9 protein-coding genes are annotated in these 20,279 nt (G+C 65.7%); 3 read left to right on the forward strand and 6 right to left on the reverse strand.

Features of this window, described 5'->3' with window-relative positions; translation table 11 throughout:
- Nucleotides 1-83 precede the first annotated feature (83 nt).
- Entirely contained in the window at nucleotides 84-3,053 is a 2,970-nt protein-coding gene (locus Mal64_RS02940; RefSeq protein WP_197525389.1) for a PEP-CTERM sorting domain-containing protein, read from the forward strand.
- Between the two features lie 303 nt (nucleotides 3,054-3,356).
- The gene (locus Mal64_RS02945; protein ID WP_197525390.1) at nucleotides 3,357-4,376 is read left to right on the forward strand and encodes a PEP-CTERM sorting domain-containing protein; all 1,020 of its coding nucleotides are present in this window, start codon (nucleotides 3,357-3,359) and stop codon (nucleotides 4,374-4,376) included.
- 738 nt (nucleotides 4,377-5,114) lie between these two features.
- Here Mal64_RS02945 and Mal64_RS02950 read toward each other — a convergent pair.
- Entirely contained in the window at nucleotides 5,115-8,366 is a 3,252-nt protein-coding gene (locus tag Mal64_RS02950) for a fused MFS/spermidine synthase (RefSeq protein WP_146396809.1), read from the reverse strand.
- A 463-nt stretch (nucleotides 8,367-8,829) separates the two neighbouring features.
- Here Mal64_RS02950 and Mal64_RS02955 point away from each other — a divergent pair, with 463 nt between their 5' ends.
- Nucleotides 8,830-11,433 carry a glycosyl hydrolase 115 family protein gene (locus Mal64_RS02955; RefSeq protein WP_146396813.1) on the forward strand — a complete coding sequence of 868 codons (2,604 nt, stop codon included), beginning with the start codon at nucleotides 8,830-8,832 and terminating at the stop codon, nucleotides 11,431-11,433.
- 384 nt (nucleotides 11,434-11,817) lie between these two features.
- Here Mal64_RS02955 and Mal64_RS02960 read toward each other — a convergent pair whose 3' ends face one another.
- From Mal64_RS02960 to Mal64_RS02980, 5 genes are all read right to left on the reverse strand, one after another.
- Nucleotides 11,818-12,699 (reverse strand): SDR family oxidoreductase, encoded by an 882-nt coding sequence (locus tag Mal64_RS02960; RefSeq protein ID WP_146396816.1) that lies wholly within the window; start codon nucleotides 12,697-12,699, stop codon nucleotides 11,818-11,820.
- 261 nt (nucleotides 12,700-12,960) lie between these two features.
- Nucleotides 12,961-14,169, reverse strand: a complete 1,209-nt coding sequence (locus Mal64_RS02965; RefSeq protein WP_146396819.1) for an AraC family transcriptional regulator — start codon at nucleotides 14,167-14,169, stop codon at nucleotides 12,961-12,963.
- Nucleotides 14,170-14,370: 201 nt separating this feature from the next.
- Complete coding sequence (locus Mal64_RS02970) at nucleotides 14,371-16,743, reverse strand: glycoside hydrolase family 3 N-terminal domain-containing protein (RefSeq protein WP_146396823.1); 2,373 nt, start codon at nucleotides 16,741-16,743, stop codon at nucleotides 14,371-14,373.
- A gap of 67 nt (nucleotides 16,744-16,810) precedes the next feature.
- Nucleotides 16,811-18,787, reverse strand: a complete 1,977-nt coding sequence (locus tag Mal64_RS02975; protein ID WP_146396826.1) for a YjhG/YagF family D-xylonate dehydratase — start codon at nucleotides 18,785-18,787, stop codon at nucleotides 16,811-16,813.
- Between the two features lie 7 nt (nucleotides 18,788-18,794).
- Nucleotides 18,795-20,174 (reverse strand): GntP family permease, encoded by a 1,380-nt coding sequence (locus Mal64_RS02980; RefSeq protein ID WP_146396829.1) that lies wholly within the window; start codon nucleotides 20,172-20,174, stop codon nucleotides 18,795-18,797.
- Nucleotides 20,175-20,279: the final 105 nt, after the last annotated feature.

Below are 20,279 nucleotides of genomic sequence, written 5' to 3' on the forward strand. Positions count from 1 at the left end.
ATCACCATGGGGTAACGGACGCTGCCCTCAGAACTACTCATCTTCATCTAGGGACGATAATTATGTTACGGCATCTTTCGTTTTTGCTTATCACAGGCTGCCTCATCGGCCCCGCCGCAAGCGTCATGGCGCAAGGCTTGATTTACGTCGACGCCAAAGATGGCTACTACCCGAACAACAATCTCTACAGCACCTCCGAAGGGGCGATCGGGACCTTGATCGAGCCTGGCAACAATGACTTCGTCAACGGCGACGGCCGTTTCCCTGAAGACGGCGCCTGGCACTGGGCAAACTTCGGTTCCACCTGGGGTTCGTCCACCGAGGTGATGAACGTTTGCGGCGTTGAGTGCACCAGCGTGTACGAGTCACTCGAGGAGGACGCGCCTCTGATCGGCATGCGACTCGGAATCGAGCCGGGGGCGCAATACGCCCTCACGCCGGGAGCCGAGTACGATGTTTACGTCGCCTACTGGGGCGACGGGGGCGGCAACTGGGGCGTGCAAGCGGGCCTCGACTCCGCGGCGATGACCCTCTTTGACTTCGACGGAGCCGAAGGCGCGGTCCAAGGCTCCTTCGCCAGCAGTGGCGCCTGGGCGGTCAAGCCGCTCGACAACCGCACGGACAACAATTCGAGTGAAGACGAATTCTACCCGGCCAGCGACGACAACGATAACCCGTTCTTGGACAACACCCCCGGCGCCCCGGCCGGCTCGGCGCGTAACCTGCGCGTCGGCTTGGTCGGCACGACGATGGCCAACGCCTCGGGTCATATCGACGTGTTCATCGACGACAAAGACAGCCTGGAAGCGGGGCAACGTTCGTTCTTCGACGGCCTGGCGTTCGTTCCGGCCGGCACCCCTGTTTTCACCACGGGAGCGTTGGACCGTAGCACCGGCGGACTGACCATCACCAACCCCACACCAGCCGATTTCCAGATCAACGCCGTGAGGGTCACTTCGCCCGCGGGCAGCTTGAACGCGAATCTGTGGAACTCGATCACCGAAGACGGCTTGATCAACGACCCCGATGGCGACTGGGCCATCACTTCCCCGGTGAGCGACAGCGAAGTAGAGCTCGCCGAGAGCGACGCCGGCGACTTGGACGGCGTGACCTGGCTGAGCGGCGGCGCCACGCTGGACCTCGGGAACGTCTGGCGCAAGGGCATCTTCGAGGACATCACGATTGAGCTCGACGTCGTAGGCGGCGGCACCGTGGTGATTACTCCTGAATACACGGGCACGCCGTTCGAGACGGGCGATTTTGACGCCGACGGTGACATCGACGCCGACGATTACATCCGCCTGGTGCAAGGGCTCCACGTCGAACACGCGACCACATCAGCCGCGTACGCTTTCGGCGACATCAACGGCAGCGGCGCGGTGGACCGCAGCGACGTCTTGGCGTTTGCAGAAAACTTTAACCTGTTCAACGGTTCGGGCACTTTTGCCGAGATGGTCGAGGGCCTGTCGGTCCCCGAGCCCTCGACCGGACTGCTCTCTCTGGCCGCCACTGGACTGCTGGCCTTGCGTCGTCGCCGTCGGGCGCCCGTCGCATCGCCCGCTTCGCGGGTCGCTAACAAGGGGGTGCTCGCTGCGGCTATGCTCGTGGCGTTGCTCGCCGCCAAGCCGGTCTCAGCGGTCGAGGTGGTCAACTGGGAGATCGACCCGCTCGTTCCGAACAGCGGCTCCAATCTTAGTAACGAAGCAACCAGCTCCCCCACGGTTGGGTTGATTGACGGCAGCAACGTCCCGGAGCTCGACAGCGCCGATCAAACCGCGATTTGGGGCTCGATTCCAATCGACGTCAACCTGACCAACGGCCAAGAGGTGGTGCTGCGTGGTTCGGTCCACCTCCACGGCGGCGAGAGCATGAACAACGGGGCGTTCCGTTGGGGCATCTTCCAGGACGACACCCCCGACGAGGGAGAACCCACGGGCAGCTGGCTGGGATATCTGGCGAGCAGCTCGTCGGGCGGCGGCGGTGGGGTTGGCGATGGCCGATTGACGGCCAAGAACCCCGACGCCGGTGACTGGGAAACCGCCACGCCGATCTCGACCAACGGCACCGCCACCGAGCTGGGTGGAGGCGGCCGCATCTACAACCTCTCCGTCGGCGGCACGACCGACGGTTACGCCGACGGCGTGTACGATTACGGCATCACGATCGGCCGCTACGGCGACGAAGTGACCGTGAGCTCATTCCTCAAGCTTGCTCACCCCGAAGGTGACTACAACGACAACGGCAAGGTGGACGCGGCCGACTTCACGGTTTGGCGTGACAACCTGGGAACGGGCGCCGCACTGCCAAACCGCAGCCTCGCCAGCCATGGCGACGTGAGCATGGCCGATTACGACGTGTGGGTGAACAACTTCGGAAACGAGTACGACCACGTCCTGGGTGGCGGCACGGACACGAACTCGATCCCGCACCCGCTGTTCCCGGTCGCCCAAGTGGAAGACCCCGAAACCATGGAGCTGGTGGACGCCGAGGTCACGCCTCACTTGTCCTTCCAGTACAATCGGGTCGCTTTCTTGCTGGCGGATCACCTGAACGCCGATTACGCCCAGTTCCAGGACACCGAGATCGCGGCTCAAGCCATCGAGTCCGTCACGCTCGAGGTCAACGCCGCGACGGGCGAGGCCACGTTCAAGAACGTCTCGAGCACCGACTTCTCGATGACCTATTACGAGATCACGAGTCCCTCGGATTCGCTGGTCGAGAGCAATTGGGACAGCCTCGCCCCCGACGCGGTGATCGATGGCGTCGAATGGGATCGCGCGGCGGGGTCGAGCGACTCGATCCTTTCGGAGGTCAACCTGTTCGGCGCCCCGGCCTCGCTACCGGTCGGTGTGACGCCGATCAGCCTCGGTAATATCTGGGACACCGGCGGCGAGCAGGATTTGACCCTGTTCTTCATCGACGACGAAGGGGCGTTGATCCGGGGCATCGTCAACTACGTGGGGGCTTCGGTCGCCGTGCCCGAGCCTTCGGCGATCGTGCTCCTCTCCCTTGCGGCCGCCATGGCGGCCTCGATCCGGCGGCGGGGCTGCTGAGGCGACGCCCCCCCGGGGCTTCTCGAAGGCGAATGTCTTGAGAAGCCCCGGGGGCAGCGACACGGGGCGTTGCCTAAGTCAGGGCGCCCCGCTGAGTTCGACGCAACGTTAGGGGATAGAGTGGCGGCAATCTCATCAGATCGTTCGACATCCAATTATCTGGGAGGGTTATTGCACCACTGCTGACCGACACTGCTCCATGGGTCTGAGGACGCGTTTTCACACCTCGACACGCAGCCGTTTACCAACTGCGAGTCAACAACGTGTTCTATCGTTTTTCTCATCAAACGAGGCATGCTTCTAATGAACATACGATCGAAACTTATTGCGGCTACGCTCGGCGTCGGCCTCATGGCGATGGCGTCGAGCGCATCGGCCGCATTCACCTACTTCGACGCCGATCTGATCGGCTACACCTTGGCGGGCAGCAAAACCTCGCCCGAGACGCCCGTAGCGCCGAACACGACGATGGTCAACGGCGACCCGGTTCCCTATGTGATCGGTGTCGGTTCGGGTGGCACGGGTTGGGACAACTTGTGGCGTATCCGGGAGAACGATGGCTTTGGAAACAGGGCAACGGGCAGCCCGGTGGTCGCCGGCGGAACCAAGCCCTCGGCCGACAATGGCAGCGGCGAGCAACTTATCGGCGACATCATCGAGGCCCGAGGCGACTTTGGGGCCGACAACTCGGAGAACGTTCCTACGCTGAAAACGACCGTTGATGTCGACCCGTCTGACGAGGGCCAGGAAAAAGCGGTCTACGCCTTCTTTTGGACCGCGGGGACCGCGGGTTGGCAGATGAGCGCCTCGCTGACGAATAGCAGCAACTTGGGCCCCCCCACCCCATCGAACCCCCTGCAGCCGGTGTTCCAGGCGGGCGCCACGGGGCAAGTCGCTTACGGTGAGACCCTGGGCGAGTCGAACACAACCCACCTCTTCAACGTGTTCGACGCGAGCACCGAGAGCGGCACGCCGCCGGTTGACGCGGTTTTCCAGAACCCGCTGTACGCGAGCAACGACTTGCTGCTGACCAGCTCCGATGGGTCGAACAGCGGCGGCGCCGCCGGTGACCGACAGCTCTGGGCCGCCTTCCTGGGCAATGTGACGCTCGGCGACGAGCTCTCCGTGTTCATCAGTGAAGGCTTTTCGCTCGGCAACCTGTCGGGCGGAAACAACCGTACTTGGTACGACGGCATCGGATACGGCGACCCCATCCAGGGACTCAGCGAGTTGCCGGAGCTCGTCATTCCGGAGCCGTCGGCGATCGCCCTGCTGAGCGTTGTTGGAATCACGTGCCTCGGACGCCGCCGCAACCGAAGCTGATTCCCACCGGGCTAAGCATCACACGACATCCGCAAGCCCCGCGGGTTCCCCACGGAACCCGCGGGGCTTTTTTGGTGCGGAAGAAGCCGGGCTCTAACTCAACACGCGGAAGAGCAAAACGCCCCAGCATCACGCCAACCGCACGCGCGGCGCACTCGAGCGCAGATCCTCGGAGCGGGTGAGTTCATCGACCGTTCGTGCCGATCGTAGCCTTGACTTTGGCATGGAATCGCATGCCAATGCCCTCTTCCCGGGCGCAAGGGATGACAAGCTTTGCGGTAGGCCGAGCCCCCCGCTCGGATCGCGGAGTGGGCCATCAATTGCCGCCACAGGTCTTGCCCAGGCTTGGTCGCTTTGAGAACGAAGCACGCGAACGTTTGTGGATTATTCTCATGAAATGACGCTCCACCGCAGATGGCGAAGAACTGCTCACGACGGATCCCCTAGAGCGGTTTTCGAATAGGTGTGGACGAGCGGGGAAGCGATTAGCGGCGTGGCGAGGAAGCCGAAGCAGGCAATGCGGTGCATTGTCGATGCAGGCTGACGAAGCCATGACGCCGATCGCGAGCCGAGCGTCTACACCTATGAGCAAACCGCTCTAGGCCGCAGCCGTGGCCCAGCGAGCGACCTGCCGCGGCTCCGTCGGCTCCCCCGTAGCGGCGCCTGCAGACGGTCCGACGAAGACAACCTGACTGGCGGCTGCCTGGAGGCTCCCTTCTTACGCAGAAGCGGCAGTGCTCATTTTGCTGACTGGGCAGTGAACCGCGCCACATCAGCTTCGGCTCGCTCGGCGAGCGGGCTATCGGTCTCGCGATAAGCGTTGGCTCTCGCCTCGAGCAAGTGCAACTGCCACGGCGCGTGGGGCTCGAGCGGAGCGAAAGCGTCGACAACCCGCGTGGGGTCGTCGCCCTGCATCGCGACCAGCACACGCGTGATCCGCCGCATGTACTCGAGTCGGTGCGTGACAAAGGGCTCCTCCAGCAAGCCGTAGACCCGCTGGCAAGCCTCGGGTCCCCGTTGGGCGAGGTCGACCGCTCGCTCGAGAGCCAACGGCATCAGCGTCGCGAGCCCCCAAGGCTCTTCGCGCAGGCTCGACATCATCGCCGCGAGCGAAGCCTCCGATTCGTCCGGCGAGCCGGAGTACCAGTAGTAGATGGTGCGAACCGCGTGCACGTCGCTGGGATGAAGACCCGCAAGCGGCGCGACCAGTTCGAGGCAGCCTTGCTGGGCGTTCTCCGCCATGCAGTGCCCCAGAACCAGGCGGAGCACGGCGCTGTCGGGCTGCCGATGGGCTTCGGGCCAGGCGGCGAGAGACTGCTTGAAATCGCCGAGTCGGTAGTACTCGAGCGCGGCGAGGAGCTGTTGGTCTTCGGGCCGCGTCAGCAACGCGTTGGAGAGAACGCCTTTGTGGATAAGGTTGTTCGCCTGACGCACCAGTTCAACCCGCCGCCAATCGACCGGATCGCCTTGCAAGCTAGGTCGGTGCCACCCCTCGTTGGAGAGCAGCGCGCGCGCGCCTTCCACGGCGAAACCGCTGGGCTGACCGACGGTCTTGGCAAATCGGTACTCGAGAATCGTCCGGTCGTCCGTGTTGATCTCGACGCCGGGCATGCCCGAAACGTGGTCGACCCATTCGGCGTTGGCGACAAAGTGTGAGAGGAACCCCTCCACGCCCGGCGTTCTCCACACCTTCTCGAGGGCGGTCCGCACGACGGGGTCTTCGAGGCGCGTGCGCAGCTCTTGCTCGGAGTAGAGAATCGGCTCGTTCGAGCAGACCAATTGCATATCGACGGGCAAGGTTTGCCAAACCTCCACGTGCTTAAAAGCGCTGCGCACCGTGGCGAGCACCGTGGCCACCGTGGCGTTGTCGATCTCGTAAGCCTGCAAGAATTGCACGAACACACCGCCCCGGTTCAGCCGGCGGCTGGCGGCGGCGTAAAACTCTTCGGTGTACAGCGTGGCGACGCCAGCCCGGTAAGGATTCGAAGGCTCGGAGATGATCACGTCGTATTTGTCGTCGGTGGTGAAGACCGTCTCGCGCCCGTCGTTGTAGATGCGGCGGACCTCGGGGTGGTTGAGCGCGTCGAAGTTCACCGGCGCACAGAGCTCCACCATCTTGTCGATGGCCGGCTCGAGTTCGACCGCGTCGACACGCTCGACGGCGCGCATCTCGGCGAGCCACCCGACCGACTCCCCGGTGCCGAGCCCGATGACCATCGCGGTCTTGGGGTCCTCGTGCAGCACGGCCCCAAGCAAAGCGACGCCCACCTGCGTCGAGGCGTCGGAGATGCTATTGCCATCGACCTTGCCGTTGACCACGAACTCGTAGCCGTCGAAGTCGCGGACGCCGATGCTCGCCTCGAGGCCGTCGGCCTCCCAGGCCAAGCCGCGGCGATTCTCGACGAGCAAAAACTCAACGGCGTTCGGCTCGAACGAGGGGAACTTGGCTCGTCCTGCGCCAATGCCGCTGTGCCGCCAGCCGGCGGTGGGACCGGTGAAGCAAGCCAGCACGACCGTGGCGGCCGCCAAGAGGCCTACCGTCAGCTTGGTTCGGGCGCCGCCCCGGCGGTCGCACGCCACGAGCAGCACGGAAAGGAGCGCCAGCCCGCCGCCAATGGCGACCCACATGCCCGGCGCTGTCAACAACGGCAACGCCCCAAAGCCCGCCACCAGCGAGCCGCTGATGGCCCCGAGCGTGTTCCAGGCGTAGGCGACCCCCACCTGACGGCCCACGCCGCGGCGCCCCTCGCCGAGCAACGCGATCAGCAACGGGAACTGCAACCCGCTGACGATCGCCACACCCAAAACGACCGCCGAGGTCACTTGCAGCCAGCCGCCCGTGAGCGCTGCGAACGATTCGGCGTTCTGCGTGAGCCAGGCGGCGTGCACGGCGAGCCGGTCGCCCGCGGCGTAGGGTACCATCGTGAAGAAGGCCTCGAGCCCGCAGGTTAGCGCCAAGGCCCCGAGGGTGGGAGTGACCCAACGCGAAAAGATGAGATTGTAGAGCAAGCCCCCCAAACCGATGCCCAGCAACGCCACCCCTAGGATCGTCCCGAACGTGAAGGTCGTCCCGCCGAGAATCGGGGCGAGCATCCGATACCAGACGATCTCGAGGGCGAAGAAGGTGAACCCGGCCGCCGCAGCGGTCGCATAGATCAGCCCCCTCATCCCGCCGCCGCCCTGCTCGCTGTCGCCCTGCCCCGCCGTAAGTCGTTCCGTAGCAGAGCTTTGGACCTCTTCGGCATCGGAAGGCGCCGCGCTGCTCTCGACGGGAACAGGATCGAGACCCCGCGCCACTCGGATCGCTACCAGTCCCGCCAGAAGACTCAGGCCACAACCGAGCATCAGAGTCGAGAAGGAACCGAGCTGCTCGAGCGCGTAGAAAGTCGCGACCACCGAACCGAAGACAGCCCCCAAGGTGTTTACGCCGTACAAGATGGCGAGAGCGCCCCGGTGGGAATCGTGCGGGCGCGTGGCGCTGCGGCTGATAGCCGGCAGAGTTCCGCCCATCAAGAACGCCGGGACGCCCATGACGAAGGCAGCCAAGCAGAGCCGAACCGCCGTGGCGCCGGTGATGCCGAGCGCGTCTTGGCCTCCCAACGCCAAGTAGAAGTGACCGGCCGCCGCCAGCAAGATCGGGCTGACGGCCACGGCGATCGAGATGCCGACCTCCAGCTGGCCGTACATCCTCAGCGGCTTGGCGGCGAGCTCCGTTCTCCTGCCGAGCACCGCGCTGCCCACCCCCAGCCCGGCCATGAAGATGGCGAGCACGGCCGACACCGCTCCGGTCGTGGCGCCGAAAATCAGCCGCAGTTCACGCATCCAGGTGACCTGGAACACCAGCGCCGAGCAGCCCGAAAGGAACACGAGCATGGCGAGCAGCGGCAAAGGCGGCACACGCTGGAGAGCGGACTTGCGCGACTCCTTGTGAGACTTCTTCTTAGGAGCGACGTCTTTGGCTTCGGAAGACTTTTTCTTGGATCGGGCCACTTGGCGGTGCGCCTCAGCTGTAGAGTGAAATCTTGAAAAGTGTCGCCTGCCCCGGTTTGGTTGCTCGAGCTGATCGAGACACGCACCAGGGGGCCGCGGAAGATGATCGACACGATCTTCGCCGGATCATCCCTGAGCAATCTAGCATGTTAACCTGAAGCGAAGCAGCCGCGTGGGGTTCGATCCGCACGCCAAATATTACAACGCCGCCAAGCTAGGTCGCGGGCGCGGGGCGGCGGGGTTGGCGAGGCGTTATCGATTGTTCGGCTGCCCAGAAACTTGAGAGACGCCCCCTCTCTCCCGCAGCGGGCATACGACATTGATTTGCGCAATTGCGAAGCCGAAAAATGGCATACTCCCTTCTCGTAATCGATCCGCGTTGCGGAGCGGCTGCCGAAAGGTTTGCCGCCCGCCGACGCCGACTCATCTCTCCCAATCGATTCGACCCCTTATCCACAGCGCCATGCCCATTCTCCGAACCGGCTGCCGGTTTCTGTTTCTGATTCTCTTTGTGGCGAGCGGCTCCCACGCCCACGGCCAAGAGTTGCCTCGCATCACCGAGGGCGGCGACGGCTTTGCCGTGATTGCCAGCGGCCAACCCGCCGCCGTATGGGTTGATCCCGCGGCGCCGGTCGGCGTGCAACGCGTCGCCGAATGGTTTGCCGACGACCTGGAGCGGCTGACCGGCGTTCGGCCGTCGGTGACATCGGGCGAACAACCTCCCGCCGAGCCCTGCGTTCTCGTAGGCGTGCTGGGCTCCGGGGGGGTGATCGACCGCGTCGTTGAGTCGAAGAAAATCGACACGAGCGAGGTGAAAGGCAAGCGCGAGGCGTCGCTCACGCAGTCCGTCGAGCAGCCCGCCGAGGGGCTCGATAACGCGCTCGTGATTGCCGGGAGCGACAAGCGCGGCGCCATTTACGGCCTGCTCGACCTGTCGCGAGCGATGGGCGTCTCGCCCTGGTACTGGTGGGCCGACGCGCCCGTCGAGCGCCGTGAAAACGCTTATTGCGCCCCCCAGGCCCACGTTCGTCCGGAACCGAAAGTCCGCTACCGCGGCATCTTCATCAACGACGAGGCGCCCGCCTTGTCGAACTGGGCGAGCGACAACTTTGGCGGCTTCAACAAGGACTTCTACGCCAACGTTTACGAGCTGATCCTCCGCAACCGCGGCAATTTCTTGTGGCCCGCCATGTGGGGCAACGCGCTGTTCGACGACGACCCCGACAGCCAGCAACTGGCTGACGAGTTGGGTGTCGTGCTGAGCACCTCGCACCACGAGCCGATGATGCGGGCCCACGCCGAGTGGTCGCGGTACGGCGAAGGCTCGTGGAATTTCGAGCGTAACCCCGAGAAGCTCAAGGAGTTCTGGAGCGAGGGCATCCGCCGCATGGGCGACCGCGAGAGCGTGGTCACCCTCGGTATGCGAGGCGACGGCGACAAGCCGATGACCCAGAGCGCCAACATCGATCTCCTGCAGCGGATCGTCGCCGCGCAACGCGAGATCATCGCCGAGGAACGCGGCGAGGACCACACAAAGACCCCGCAGGTTTGGGCCCTCTACAAAGAGGTGCAGGAGTACTTTGACCGGGGCATGCGTGTCCCCGACGACGTGATCCTCTTGCTCTGCGACGACAACTGGGGCAATGTTCGCCGCCTCCCCCGCCCCGACGAGCCGCGCCACCCCGGCGGTTACGGCATGTATTACCACTTCGATTACGTCGGCGATCCGCGCAACTACAAATGGACCAACACGAACTCCCTGCCGCGGGTGTGGGAGCAAATGAACCTCTGCTGGCGACACGAGGTCGACCAGATCTGGGTCGTCAACGTCGGCGACATCAAGCCGATGGAGGAGCCGATCGACTTCTTCCTCACGCTGGCGTACGACCCCGACCGGTTCCCCGCCGAGAGCATCGGCGAGCGATTGGACGCCTGGCGCGTGGGATGGGCCCGCGAGCAATTCGGCCCCGAGAAGGCCGAGGAGGTCGCCTCGCTGCTGCGCCGCTACGCCAAGTATGTCGCCCGCCGAACGCCGGAGCAGCTCGACGCGAACGTCTACAGCCTTACCAACTACGACGAATGGCCACGCGTGGTCAACGAGTGGCGTGACCTGATGCGCGACGCCGAACGGATCGAGAAAGCGATTCCCGATCGCTCGCAGTCGGCCTACTACCAACTGGTGCTGCACCCGATCCTGGCCGTTGGAAACTTGCACGAGCTCTACTTCGCCGTGGCCGAGAACCACGCCCTCGCCGACCAGGGCGACCCGGCGGCCAACAAGCGTGCGGACGACGCCGAGCGGCTGTTCGCCCGCGACCAGGAGCTGACCCGCCGGTACCACGAACTCGAAGGCGGCAAGTGGAACCACATCATGAGGCAGGTCCACATCGGCTACACCAGCTGGAGAGACCCGCGAGAGCAAGTGATGCCCGAAGTCCGCCGCGTGGCGGCCGACGCCGCGAGTGGCCAAACGCCGTCTGCCGCTCAGGACGCCAAGGACGATCACCTGCCGCCCAACGCGCGGGGCTTTGTCGAACAGAACGGCTACGTTTCGATCGAGGCGCCGAGCTTCTCCCGAGCGACCGAAGCCGACGGGGTCCGCTGGCGAGTGGTTGCCGATCTGGGCCGTGTCGGCTCGTCGGTGATCAGCACGCCGGTCGCCGCCGCGGCTTCCGCCGTGGGCGAGGGCCCTTGCCTCGAGTACCCGATCTTTCTCACCAGCAGCGGCCCGGTGAGTGTTGAAGCCCACCTCTCTCCGACACTCGACTTCTACGGCAACGACGAGCACGGCATCCGCTTCGGCGTGTCGATCGACGACGCCGAGCCGGTCGTGGTCGACATGCACGCCGACCGCAGCACGAACCACTCGAACCCCAATCCGTGGCGCCGCCGGGTTTCGGCCGCGATCCACGTCGCCGCAACGCCTTCGATCGACGCGACCGCCGGAGCGCACACGCTGCGGTTCTGGCGCATCGACCCGGGGGTCGTGCTGCAAAAATTGGTCGTCAAAACCGGCGAGGTGGCCCCGAGCTACCTCGGACCGCCAGAGAGCCCCCGGGCCGACTGAGCCTCGCTAGCGACAGCCGCCACTCGGCGGCGGCTGTCGCCTTGGGCGCCTGCAGGTGATGGGTCTAGAGCGGTTTGCTCATAGGTGTAGACGCTCGGCTCGCGATCGGCGTCATGGCTTCGTCAGCCTGCATCGACAATGCACCGCATTGCCTGCTTCGGCTTCCTCGCCACGCCGCCAATCGCTTCCCCGCTCGTCCACACCAATTCGAATACCGCTCTAGCCGAAGAAGCCCGCCGCCCACTGCGCGGCGGCATCCCCCCTCTGCAACAGCATCGCGGGGCTGGCGGGCCTAGTTCGAATCGCAACGATGTGCAGCGATCGCGGCGGCGTGAATCGGCGGCGATCGAGCGAAAGGCTCACTACGAAGTTGGGCAGTGCACTCTAAATCGATGCGATTGAGAACCCGCCATCGACCACGATGTTCTGGCCGGTCACGAAGGACGAAGCCTTCGGAGCCGCCAGCCAGACCGCGGCGCCGGCCAGTTCTTTCGCACTGCCGAAGCGGGCCATCGGGGTGTGATTGATGATTTGCGAGCTGCGGTCGGTCATCGACCCATCCTCGTTGTAGAGCAGCTTGCGGTTCTGGTCCGCCGGGAAGAAGCCGGGGCTGATCGCGTTGACGCGCACGCCGCGCGTGGCCCATTCCAGGGCGAGGTACTTGGTGAGGTTGATCACCGCGGCCTTGGCGGCCGAGTAGGCGCCAACACGCGACACCGGGTTCATGCCCGCCATCGACGCGATGTTGATGATGCTGCCCCGCCCCGCGGCCAGCATCGCCTCGCCAAACACGAGCGAGGGGAACAGGGCGCCGCCCATCAGGTTGAGATCGAACACGTGCCTCCACGCCTCTTCGGGCACGTTGCAAGGGCTCTCGCCCGGCAGCAAAGTCGCCTTGGGGTGGTTCCCACCTGCGGCGTTGAACAACACGGTGGTCGGCCCGAACTCGTCGGCGACAACACGCTCGGCGTGGCGGAGCGAGTCGTTGTCGATGGCGTCGACCCCTTGGAACAAGGCGATGCCGCCGGCGCCCGTGATCGCCTTCACCCGGTCCTTGCCGCGTTCTTCGCTGCGGCCCATCACCGCCACCCGGGCGTTGAAGCCCGCGAGTGACTCCGCGATGTATCCGCCCAGCGTGCCCGTGCCGCCGATCACAACCACCACTTCGTCGCTCAGATCAAAAATGCCCGAGTCGGGGTGTCTGCTTCCTGGCAGTGCGGCCGCACTTCCGCTGGCGTGGATCTCTGTCGAAGAGGGGGTCGTCATTCCGGGGTAGGTTCCGTAGTTAAAGAGCCGCCAAGTTCTTTGGCGTGTAGCGCCGTGGTGCCGCGTTGAACAACCACACGGATGCGAAAGGAGCCGTCACCCGGTCGAGCGATAGCGTTCGCCGGATACGCATACTCCAGACTAAGCAACAACACCGGAGGCAGCGATAGCTACGTATACGCAAATCAATGCCGCGATCGCGTCACCCCGCGCCGCGCTCAGAAGCCCGCAAAATCGCGAGACGCAAAGTCCGAAAAAGACCTAACTTCCTTGGCTATTCTGCCGAAAACGAGCGGGGGTCGTGCCGACCCTCTTCTGGAAGAATTGGATGAAGTAACCGATCGATCCAAAACCGGCGAGCTTCGCGATGCGTCCCACGGGATAGCCGGTGCTCAGCAGCAACCGCTTGGCGTGACCCAGCCGCACCCGTTGGATCTCTTCGAGAATCGTGCGTCCCAAAACCTCACGGAATCGCTTCTCGAGGTTGCGTCGAGAGACCGCCACCTCTTGGATCACCATCTCGGCGGTCACGTCCCGAGCCAGGTCGCGATGGATGATCTGCAGCGCCGCGGCGACGTCTTCGTCTTCGACCGCCACGATGTCGGTCGAACGCCGGGTCACCACCCCCTTGGGCTCGACTCGGATGATGCGCGACTTCTTGATGCGACCCGACATCAACCCATCGAGCAACGCCGCGGCGTGGTAGCCGGCGGACTCGACATCGAGCGCGACGCTCGAAAGGGGCGGGTCCGACAGGTCGCAAAAGACCTCGTCGTTGTCGACGCCGATCACCGCGATGTCCTCCGGCACCCGCAGGCCGGCGAGGGCGCAAGCCTCGAGCACCTCCCGGCCGCGGTCGTCGTCGCAAGAGAACAGCCCCACGGGGGTCGGCAGTCTGGCGATCCATTTCGCCAGCGTCCCCTGCTCGTTCTCCCAAGCGCGAGCGCGGGCGCTCTTGGGAGGCGAGTAGACCCACGGCTCGTACCCCTTCTTGCCGAGATGCTCGACGAAGGCCGTCTCACGCCGCGAAGACCACCCCCGATCGCTGCTCCCCACGTAAGCGAAACGCGTGAACTGGCGGTCGAGGAGGTGATCGGCGGCGAGACGCGATACCTTGACGGCGTCCGAACTCACCTCGGACAAACCGTGCAGCGGGCTGTCCGGCTGGAGTTGCTCGTCGGTCAGCCCGATCGCCACGGTCGGCAAATCCGCCTCGAGAATCCGCTTGGCGATCTTGCTATTCGGGATCCGCGCGATGATCCCGTTGCCCCCCCACTGCTTCATCAGCGGCACGGTGTGCTCGTAGTCGCCGGGGCTGATGTGAAAACTCCACTGACCGTTCTCGCGGCAGTAGCGCGCGATTCCGTTCAAGAGCTCGCGGCCAAAGCTCCGCGAGGTCTCGACGAGCAGGGCGACTTTCGCCTTGGGGCCCTTGGAACGCGCGACGGGTTCCGTTTTGTCTGGGCTCATCGCAAGTCTGTCTGGGCTCATCGCAACCAACGCAAGGAAGAGGGCTGCCGGCGTCCCAAGCCAGCTGACACGGGACACACGATTATGTGTGAACCGCAAGGCGAATAACAGCACGACAATGTCGTCTTTGCGCACATCGATGCGACTTCCCCGCCTGTTGACCGGCAACACTTGCGTCCGCAGGCCGCCGCGGGTCTTGGATCACGGCGTGACGCGGAACCCGACGGACTGAACCTCGGACGAGTTGGCCCCCAGCATCAGGGTGAACTGGCCCGGCTCGACGGTCCATTGCATGTCGCGGTCGTAGAAGGCCAGGTCGTCGGGGCCCAGCGTGAACGAGACCTCGGCGGTCTCTCCGGGTGGGAGCGTCACGCGCCGGAACCGCTTGAGCTCTTTGACCGGCCGGGTCACGCTGCTTTGCTCGTCGCGCAGGTAGAGCTGCACCACCTCGTCGCCGGGCCGGTCGCCCTTGTTGGTCACTTCAGTGGTCACCGTGATCGAGCCGTCCGCACCGATCTCGGGCGACGACAGGCGGGGCGCCGAAATCTCGAAGGTCGTGTAGCTAAGCCCCCAGCCGAACGGGTACAGCGGGTCGGTGGAGCTGAACAGATACTGACGGCGGGCGGTCGGCTTGTGGTTGTAAAAAATCGGCAGCTGACCCACCGAGCGAGCCACACTCACCGGCAGCTTGCCGCCGGGGTTCGTGTCGCCGAACAACGCCCCCGCGATGGCGTTGCCCGTTTCTTGACCGAGATACCAGCAGTCGAGGACGGCGGCCGTCTTCTCGGCGATGGCCCCGATGGCGAGCGGCCGCCCGTGGATCAGCGTGATGACGGTCGGCTTGCCCAAGGCGAGCACCGCCTCGCAAAGAGCTTCTTGCTGGCCAAACATACGCAAATCAGAGCGGTCGCCGAGGTGCTTCTCTGAGTACCCCTCACGGCTCGTGTGCTCGTTGCCGCCCACGGCGAGGATCACGATATCGGCGCGTCGCGCGACTTCGACCGCCGCCTCGATCCGCTTCGCGTTCTCGGCGGGATCCGAAGGGGTCACTTCGTGCGTGTAGAGGGCCCGTCCCTCGGTGATGCGGCAGCCTTCGGCGTGCTCCACCGAAACCTCGCCCGCGTCGATCGGCCCACGCAAGCGTTGGCGGATTCCCTCGAGCAGGCTCACGGCGTAAGGGGGCTCGTCGCTGTAGCCGCCGAGCAACGTCTCCGCCGCGTTGGGCCCGATGACCGCGATCCGCTGCGACTTGTTGGGGTCGAGCGGCAACAGCCCGTCGTTCTTGAGCAGGACGATCGCTTTGTCCGCCGCCTCGCGGGCGAGCTCGCGCGCCTCCGCGTTGCAGGTGACACGCTCGGCCGCGTCCGGATCGGCGTAGGGGTCGTCGAACAACCCGGCCAGGAACTTGGCCCGCAGCAGGCGGGCGACCGAACGATCGATCAGCTCTTCCTCGAGGAGCCCCTCACGCACGGAATCGACCAAGGTCGGGAAGGCCTCGGGCTTGGGCAGTTCGATGTCGACCCCGGCCTCGACCGCGAGCCGGGCCGCTGCGGCTTGCGATTCCGCCACGGCGTGGCGGGTCTCCAGCTCTTTGACGGCCGAATAATCGCCGACGACATAACCGCGGAACCCCCACTCGTCGCGGAGGATGTCGCCCAGCAGCCAACGGTTGGCGTGCGACGGCACGCCGTCGATCTCGTTGTACGACGCCATCACGGCCATCACGTCGGCCTGCTGAACCGCCCTGCGGAACGGCGGGAAGAACGCCTCGCGGAGGACCCGCTCCGAGATGTTCGCCGGGCCGATGTTCGTGCCGTTCTCCGGTTCGCCGTGGCCGGTCATGTGCTTGAGAGTCGCGAACACGCGGCCCTCGGCCAGCGGTTGGGGGTCGTTCTGTCGGCGGTCGCCTTGCAGGCCGCGCACGGCGGCCATGCCCATCATCGAAACCAGGTAGGGGTCCTCGCCAAAGGTCTCCTCGATGCGTCCCCAGCGGGGGTCACGCGCCACGTCCACCACGGGCGAGAGTGCTTGCCTCACGCCGCGCACGGCGATCTCTCTGCCGATGACCCGATTGACTCGCTCCACGAGGTCCGGGTCCCACGTGCTCGCCAGCGCGATCGCTTGCGGGAAGTGGGTAGCCCCACGCGCTTTGTAGCCGTGGAGTCCCTCTTCGTGGAACATCGCCGGGATGCCGAGCCGTGTTTCCTCGATCAGGTGCCGCTGGATCTGGTTGACGAAATCGGCCGTCTCGCGCGGCCCGCGGGCCGGTTCGAAGCCGACGTCGCCCTCGCCCTTGATGTCGCTGGGGCGGGCGATCTGCCCGATGCCGTGCGGCATCGCCTCGCGTGCCCGGTCGCTGTTGAACGAGCCGTCGGCGTTCGGAAACGATCCCTTTTCGTCCCACACGCACGTCATCTGGGCGACCTTCTCCTCGAGGGTCATCCGGCCGAGCAGGTCGGCCACCCGGCGATCGACGCTCAGGATAGGGTTCTTGTAAGGCGGCGCCTCTTGGGCGTTCGCCTCGGACAATGCGATGGTCAGGATCGATGCGATCACGCATAGCAAATGGATCATGGTGCTGCTCGGCTCGTCGTGGGTGGCTGATCGGTTTCCCGCTGCTGTCTTCAGGCGGGCTGCGGAGTCACTCGTTTCGTCGCACGGCGTCGCGGATCATCTTGGCGTCGTACACGCAGCCGCCCCATGCCCCGCCGCTGAGGGTTTGCAGCGCGGCCCAGAGTCGGGTGTCGTCGTGCAGCCCTTCGGCTTCGGCCAGGTCGTCGCGCGAAGGGCGCCGGTCGAGCTCCTCGGCTCCCCACGCCTGGTCGCGAGTCCCGTGCGTGTCGCCGATCAGGTTGACCGACCCCGACGCCTGAGCGGGATCGATCGTGATCTCGATCTGGTCGCCGTCGAGCAGCTTTCCGATCGGCCCGCCGGCGAGGCCCTCGGGGCCGATGTGGCCGATGCACGCCCCGGTCGAGACGCCCGAGAACCGGGCGTCGGTAATCAGAGGGACCTGCTTGCCCCACGCCAGATGCTTGAGCGCCGAGGTCAGCTGATAGGTCTCCTCCATGCCCGTGCCGATCGGCCCCGCCCCGGCAAGCACGATCACATTGCCGGGCGACAAGCCGTGCTCTTCGGGCGATTTGATGGCCGCCATCGCCGCGGCCTCGCTGGTAAAGACCCGCGCGGCCCCCGTGTGGCGGTAAACGCCCTCGCGAAACAGCGAGCGGTCGATCGAGGTGGCCTTCACCACGGCCCCGTCCGGGGCGACGTTGCCGGTGGGGAACGCCAGCGTGCCGGTGAGGCCTTGCTCCGCGGCGCGCTCGGGCGAGTAAATCACGTCGTCGGGGTCGACGCCGTCGGACTGGCGGAGTTGCTCCCGCACCCGCCACCGGCGGTCCGACTTCTCCCACGCGTCGAGCACCTTGTCGAGCGGCTCGGCGAGCGCGGTTTTGGTCGACGTGTTGAGCAGGCCGAGACGACGGAGGTGCAACATCACCTCCGGAACCCCGCCGGCGAGAAAGACGCGCACGGTCGGGTGGTCGGCGGGCCCGTTGGGCAAGACGCTCACCAGCCGTGGCGTGGTGCGGTTGATCTCGGCCCAATCGTCGACCGTCGGCCGCCTGAGGCCGGCGGCGTGGGCGATCGCCGGCACGTGCAGCAGCAAGTTGGTCGATCCCCCGAAGGCGGCGTGGACCACCATCGCGTTCCTGATCGATTCTTCGGTCACCATATCGGCGGTCGTCAGACCGGCGGCCCGTTGGTTGGCGACCGCGCGGGCCGAGCCGCGCGCCAGCTCGAGCCACACGGGCTGCCCGCTCGGCGCCAACGCCGAGTGGGGCAGCGAGAGGCCCAGGGCCTCGCCGATGACCTGCGACGTGGCGGCCGTGCCGAGGAACTGGCATCCGCCCCCCGGCGTGGCGCACGCCCGGCAGCCCAGCTCGGCCGCCTCGCGCAGCGTGAGCTCGCCGTGGCTGTAGCGGGCGCCGATGGTCTGTATCCTGCCGGCGTCTTCGCCCGAGACGGGGGGCAGCGTGACCCCGCCCGGGACAACCACGCCCGGCAGGTCGGGCGATCCGGCGAGCGCCATCAGCATGGCGGGGTGGCCCTTGTCGCAAGTGGCGACCCCGATCACGCCCTTGCGTGTGGGCAACGAGCGGATGAGCCGACGCAGCACGATCGCCGCGTCGTTGCGGTAAGCCAGGCTGTCGTACATGCCGCGGGTCCCCTGCGAACGCCCGTCGCACGGGTCGCTGCACGCGGCGGCGAACGGGATGCCGCCCCCGGCGCGGATCTCGCGGGCCGCGGCTTCGACCAGTAATCCGACCTCCCAATGACCGGTGTGGTAGCCCAGAGCGATCGGCTCGCCGTCCGGCGCACGGAGCCCTCCCTGCGTGCTGAGGACCAGGTACTCATCACGGCCGAGCTCGGCGGGGTTCCACCCCATGGCCGCGTCTTGGGTCCAGCCGAAGAGGTCGCCGCTCGGCCGGCTCCGCAGGGCGGAGTCGGTCAGCGGCAACGAGCCCGCGGGCCCCTTGGCCGAGGTGACGACCGCCGTCAGCTCGGGCCCGCTCGGGAACCAGTCGTCCTGCGCCAAGGTGGGTTGCTTAGCCGCCATTCGTCATTCACCCCGCCGGTGTCATGGGAAGCAACATCGACAACAGCAGGGTCATCGCCATCGACACGGTCCCCAGGATCGCAAGCAGCGGCGTCCAGGTCTGCAAGGTTTGCACCTCCGAGAGCCCGCCCATGCGAGCGAAGATCCAGAAGCCGCTGTCGTTCATCCACGAGCCGACCAACGAGCCGGCGCCGATCGCCGTGCCCAGGTAAACCGGGTGGAAGCCGAGCGCCACGCCGCTCGTCATGGCGGCGAACATGCCCGACGTGACAATCATCGCAGCGGTGCTCGACCCCTGAGCGAACTTGATCAATGCGGCGACGGCGAAGGCCAGCAGCAGCAGGCCGACGCCCCTGGTGGCGGACTCGCCGAACAAGTCTTGGATGGCGGGCGCCAGGCCGGCGATCTTGAGCATGCCGCCAAACGCCCCGCCCGCCGCGGTGATGAGCACGATCACCGCCCCGCTCATCAGGCCGTGCTCCACGGACCTCGCCAGATCCTGCAACGAACGGCCCCGGTTCTTGCGGAGCGTTCCCAACGCCAGGAAAGCGGCGACCAGCAGCGCCGTGTTCGGATTGCCAAGCACTTGCAACGCGTTGGCGAGCGGCGTCGCCAACTCCAAGCCGGCCGAGGAGACCGTGGTTTTGGTCGCGATCAGCAGCAGCGGCACGACGATCGGGGCCAGCGAGGCCCAGATGCTCGGCAGGTCGCTGTCGTCCGGCGCATCCTGCAGCAGCAACTCGTCGGCCGGCGACTCCTCGGCGGGAGGGGCGACCTCGATCCGCTTGTCGATCCAGCCCGCGAACAGCAGGCTGGCCAGCGCCGCCGGCGCCGCCACCGCCGTTCCGATGAGCATCATCGTGCCGATATCGATGCCGAGCTCGCTGGCGATCACCAACGGGCCCGGCGTGGGCGGGATCAGCGCGTGAGCCGAGGCGCACGACGCGGCGGCCACCAAATACTTGACGTACGAGCCCCCGGTCCGCCGGTACATCGAGCGAGCCAACGGGACCAAGAGATAAAATACCGTGTCAAAGAAAACCGGGATCGCCACGACAAACCCGCTGGCCATGAGCGCCGTGGCGCCGTGGCGTTCGCCCATCAGGCCGAGGAACATCCGCACGATGCGGTCCGCGGCGCCGCTCTCGGTCATCGCGATGCCGATGATCGCCGCGAGCGAGATCACCACCCCCACCGAGGCCGCGGTGGCGCCGAAGGCCTCGACAACCCTGGGGGCCTTCTCGTCCCATCCGCCCGGCGCCATCAGGCTCACGGCCAGCGCGGCCGAGATCAGCGCAAGGAAGGCGTGGATCCGGAGAAAGACGATCCCGCCCAAGACGACCGCGATGCCGACGAGCAGGATCAGGAAAGGGGACCAGCTGGTCATAGAGCAAACGACCAGAAGGTCTTAACTCAAGCAAGGATGAGAAGGGAGAAGAACCACAGTTTACTCCATGGGGCCGCGCGTTCGCAATGATGTGTTTACGACGAT

The sequence above is a fragment of the Pseudobythopirellula maris genome, assembly GCF_007859945.1.
GTDB lineage: Bacteria > Planctomycetota > Planctomycetia > Pirellulales > Lacipirellulaceae > Pseudobythopirellula > Pseudobythopirellula maris.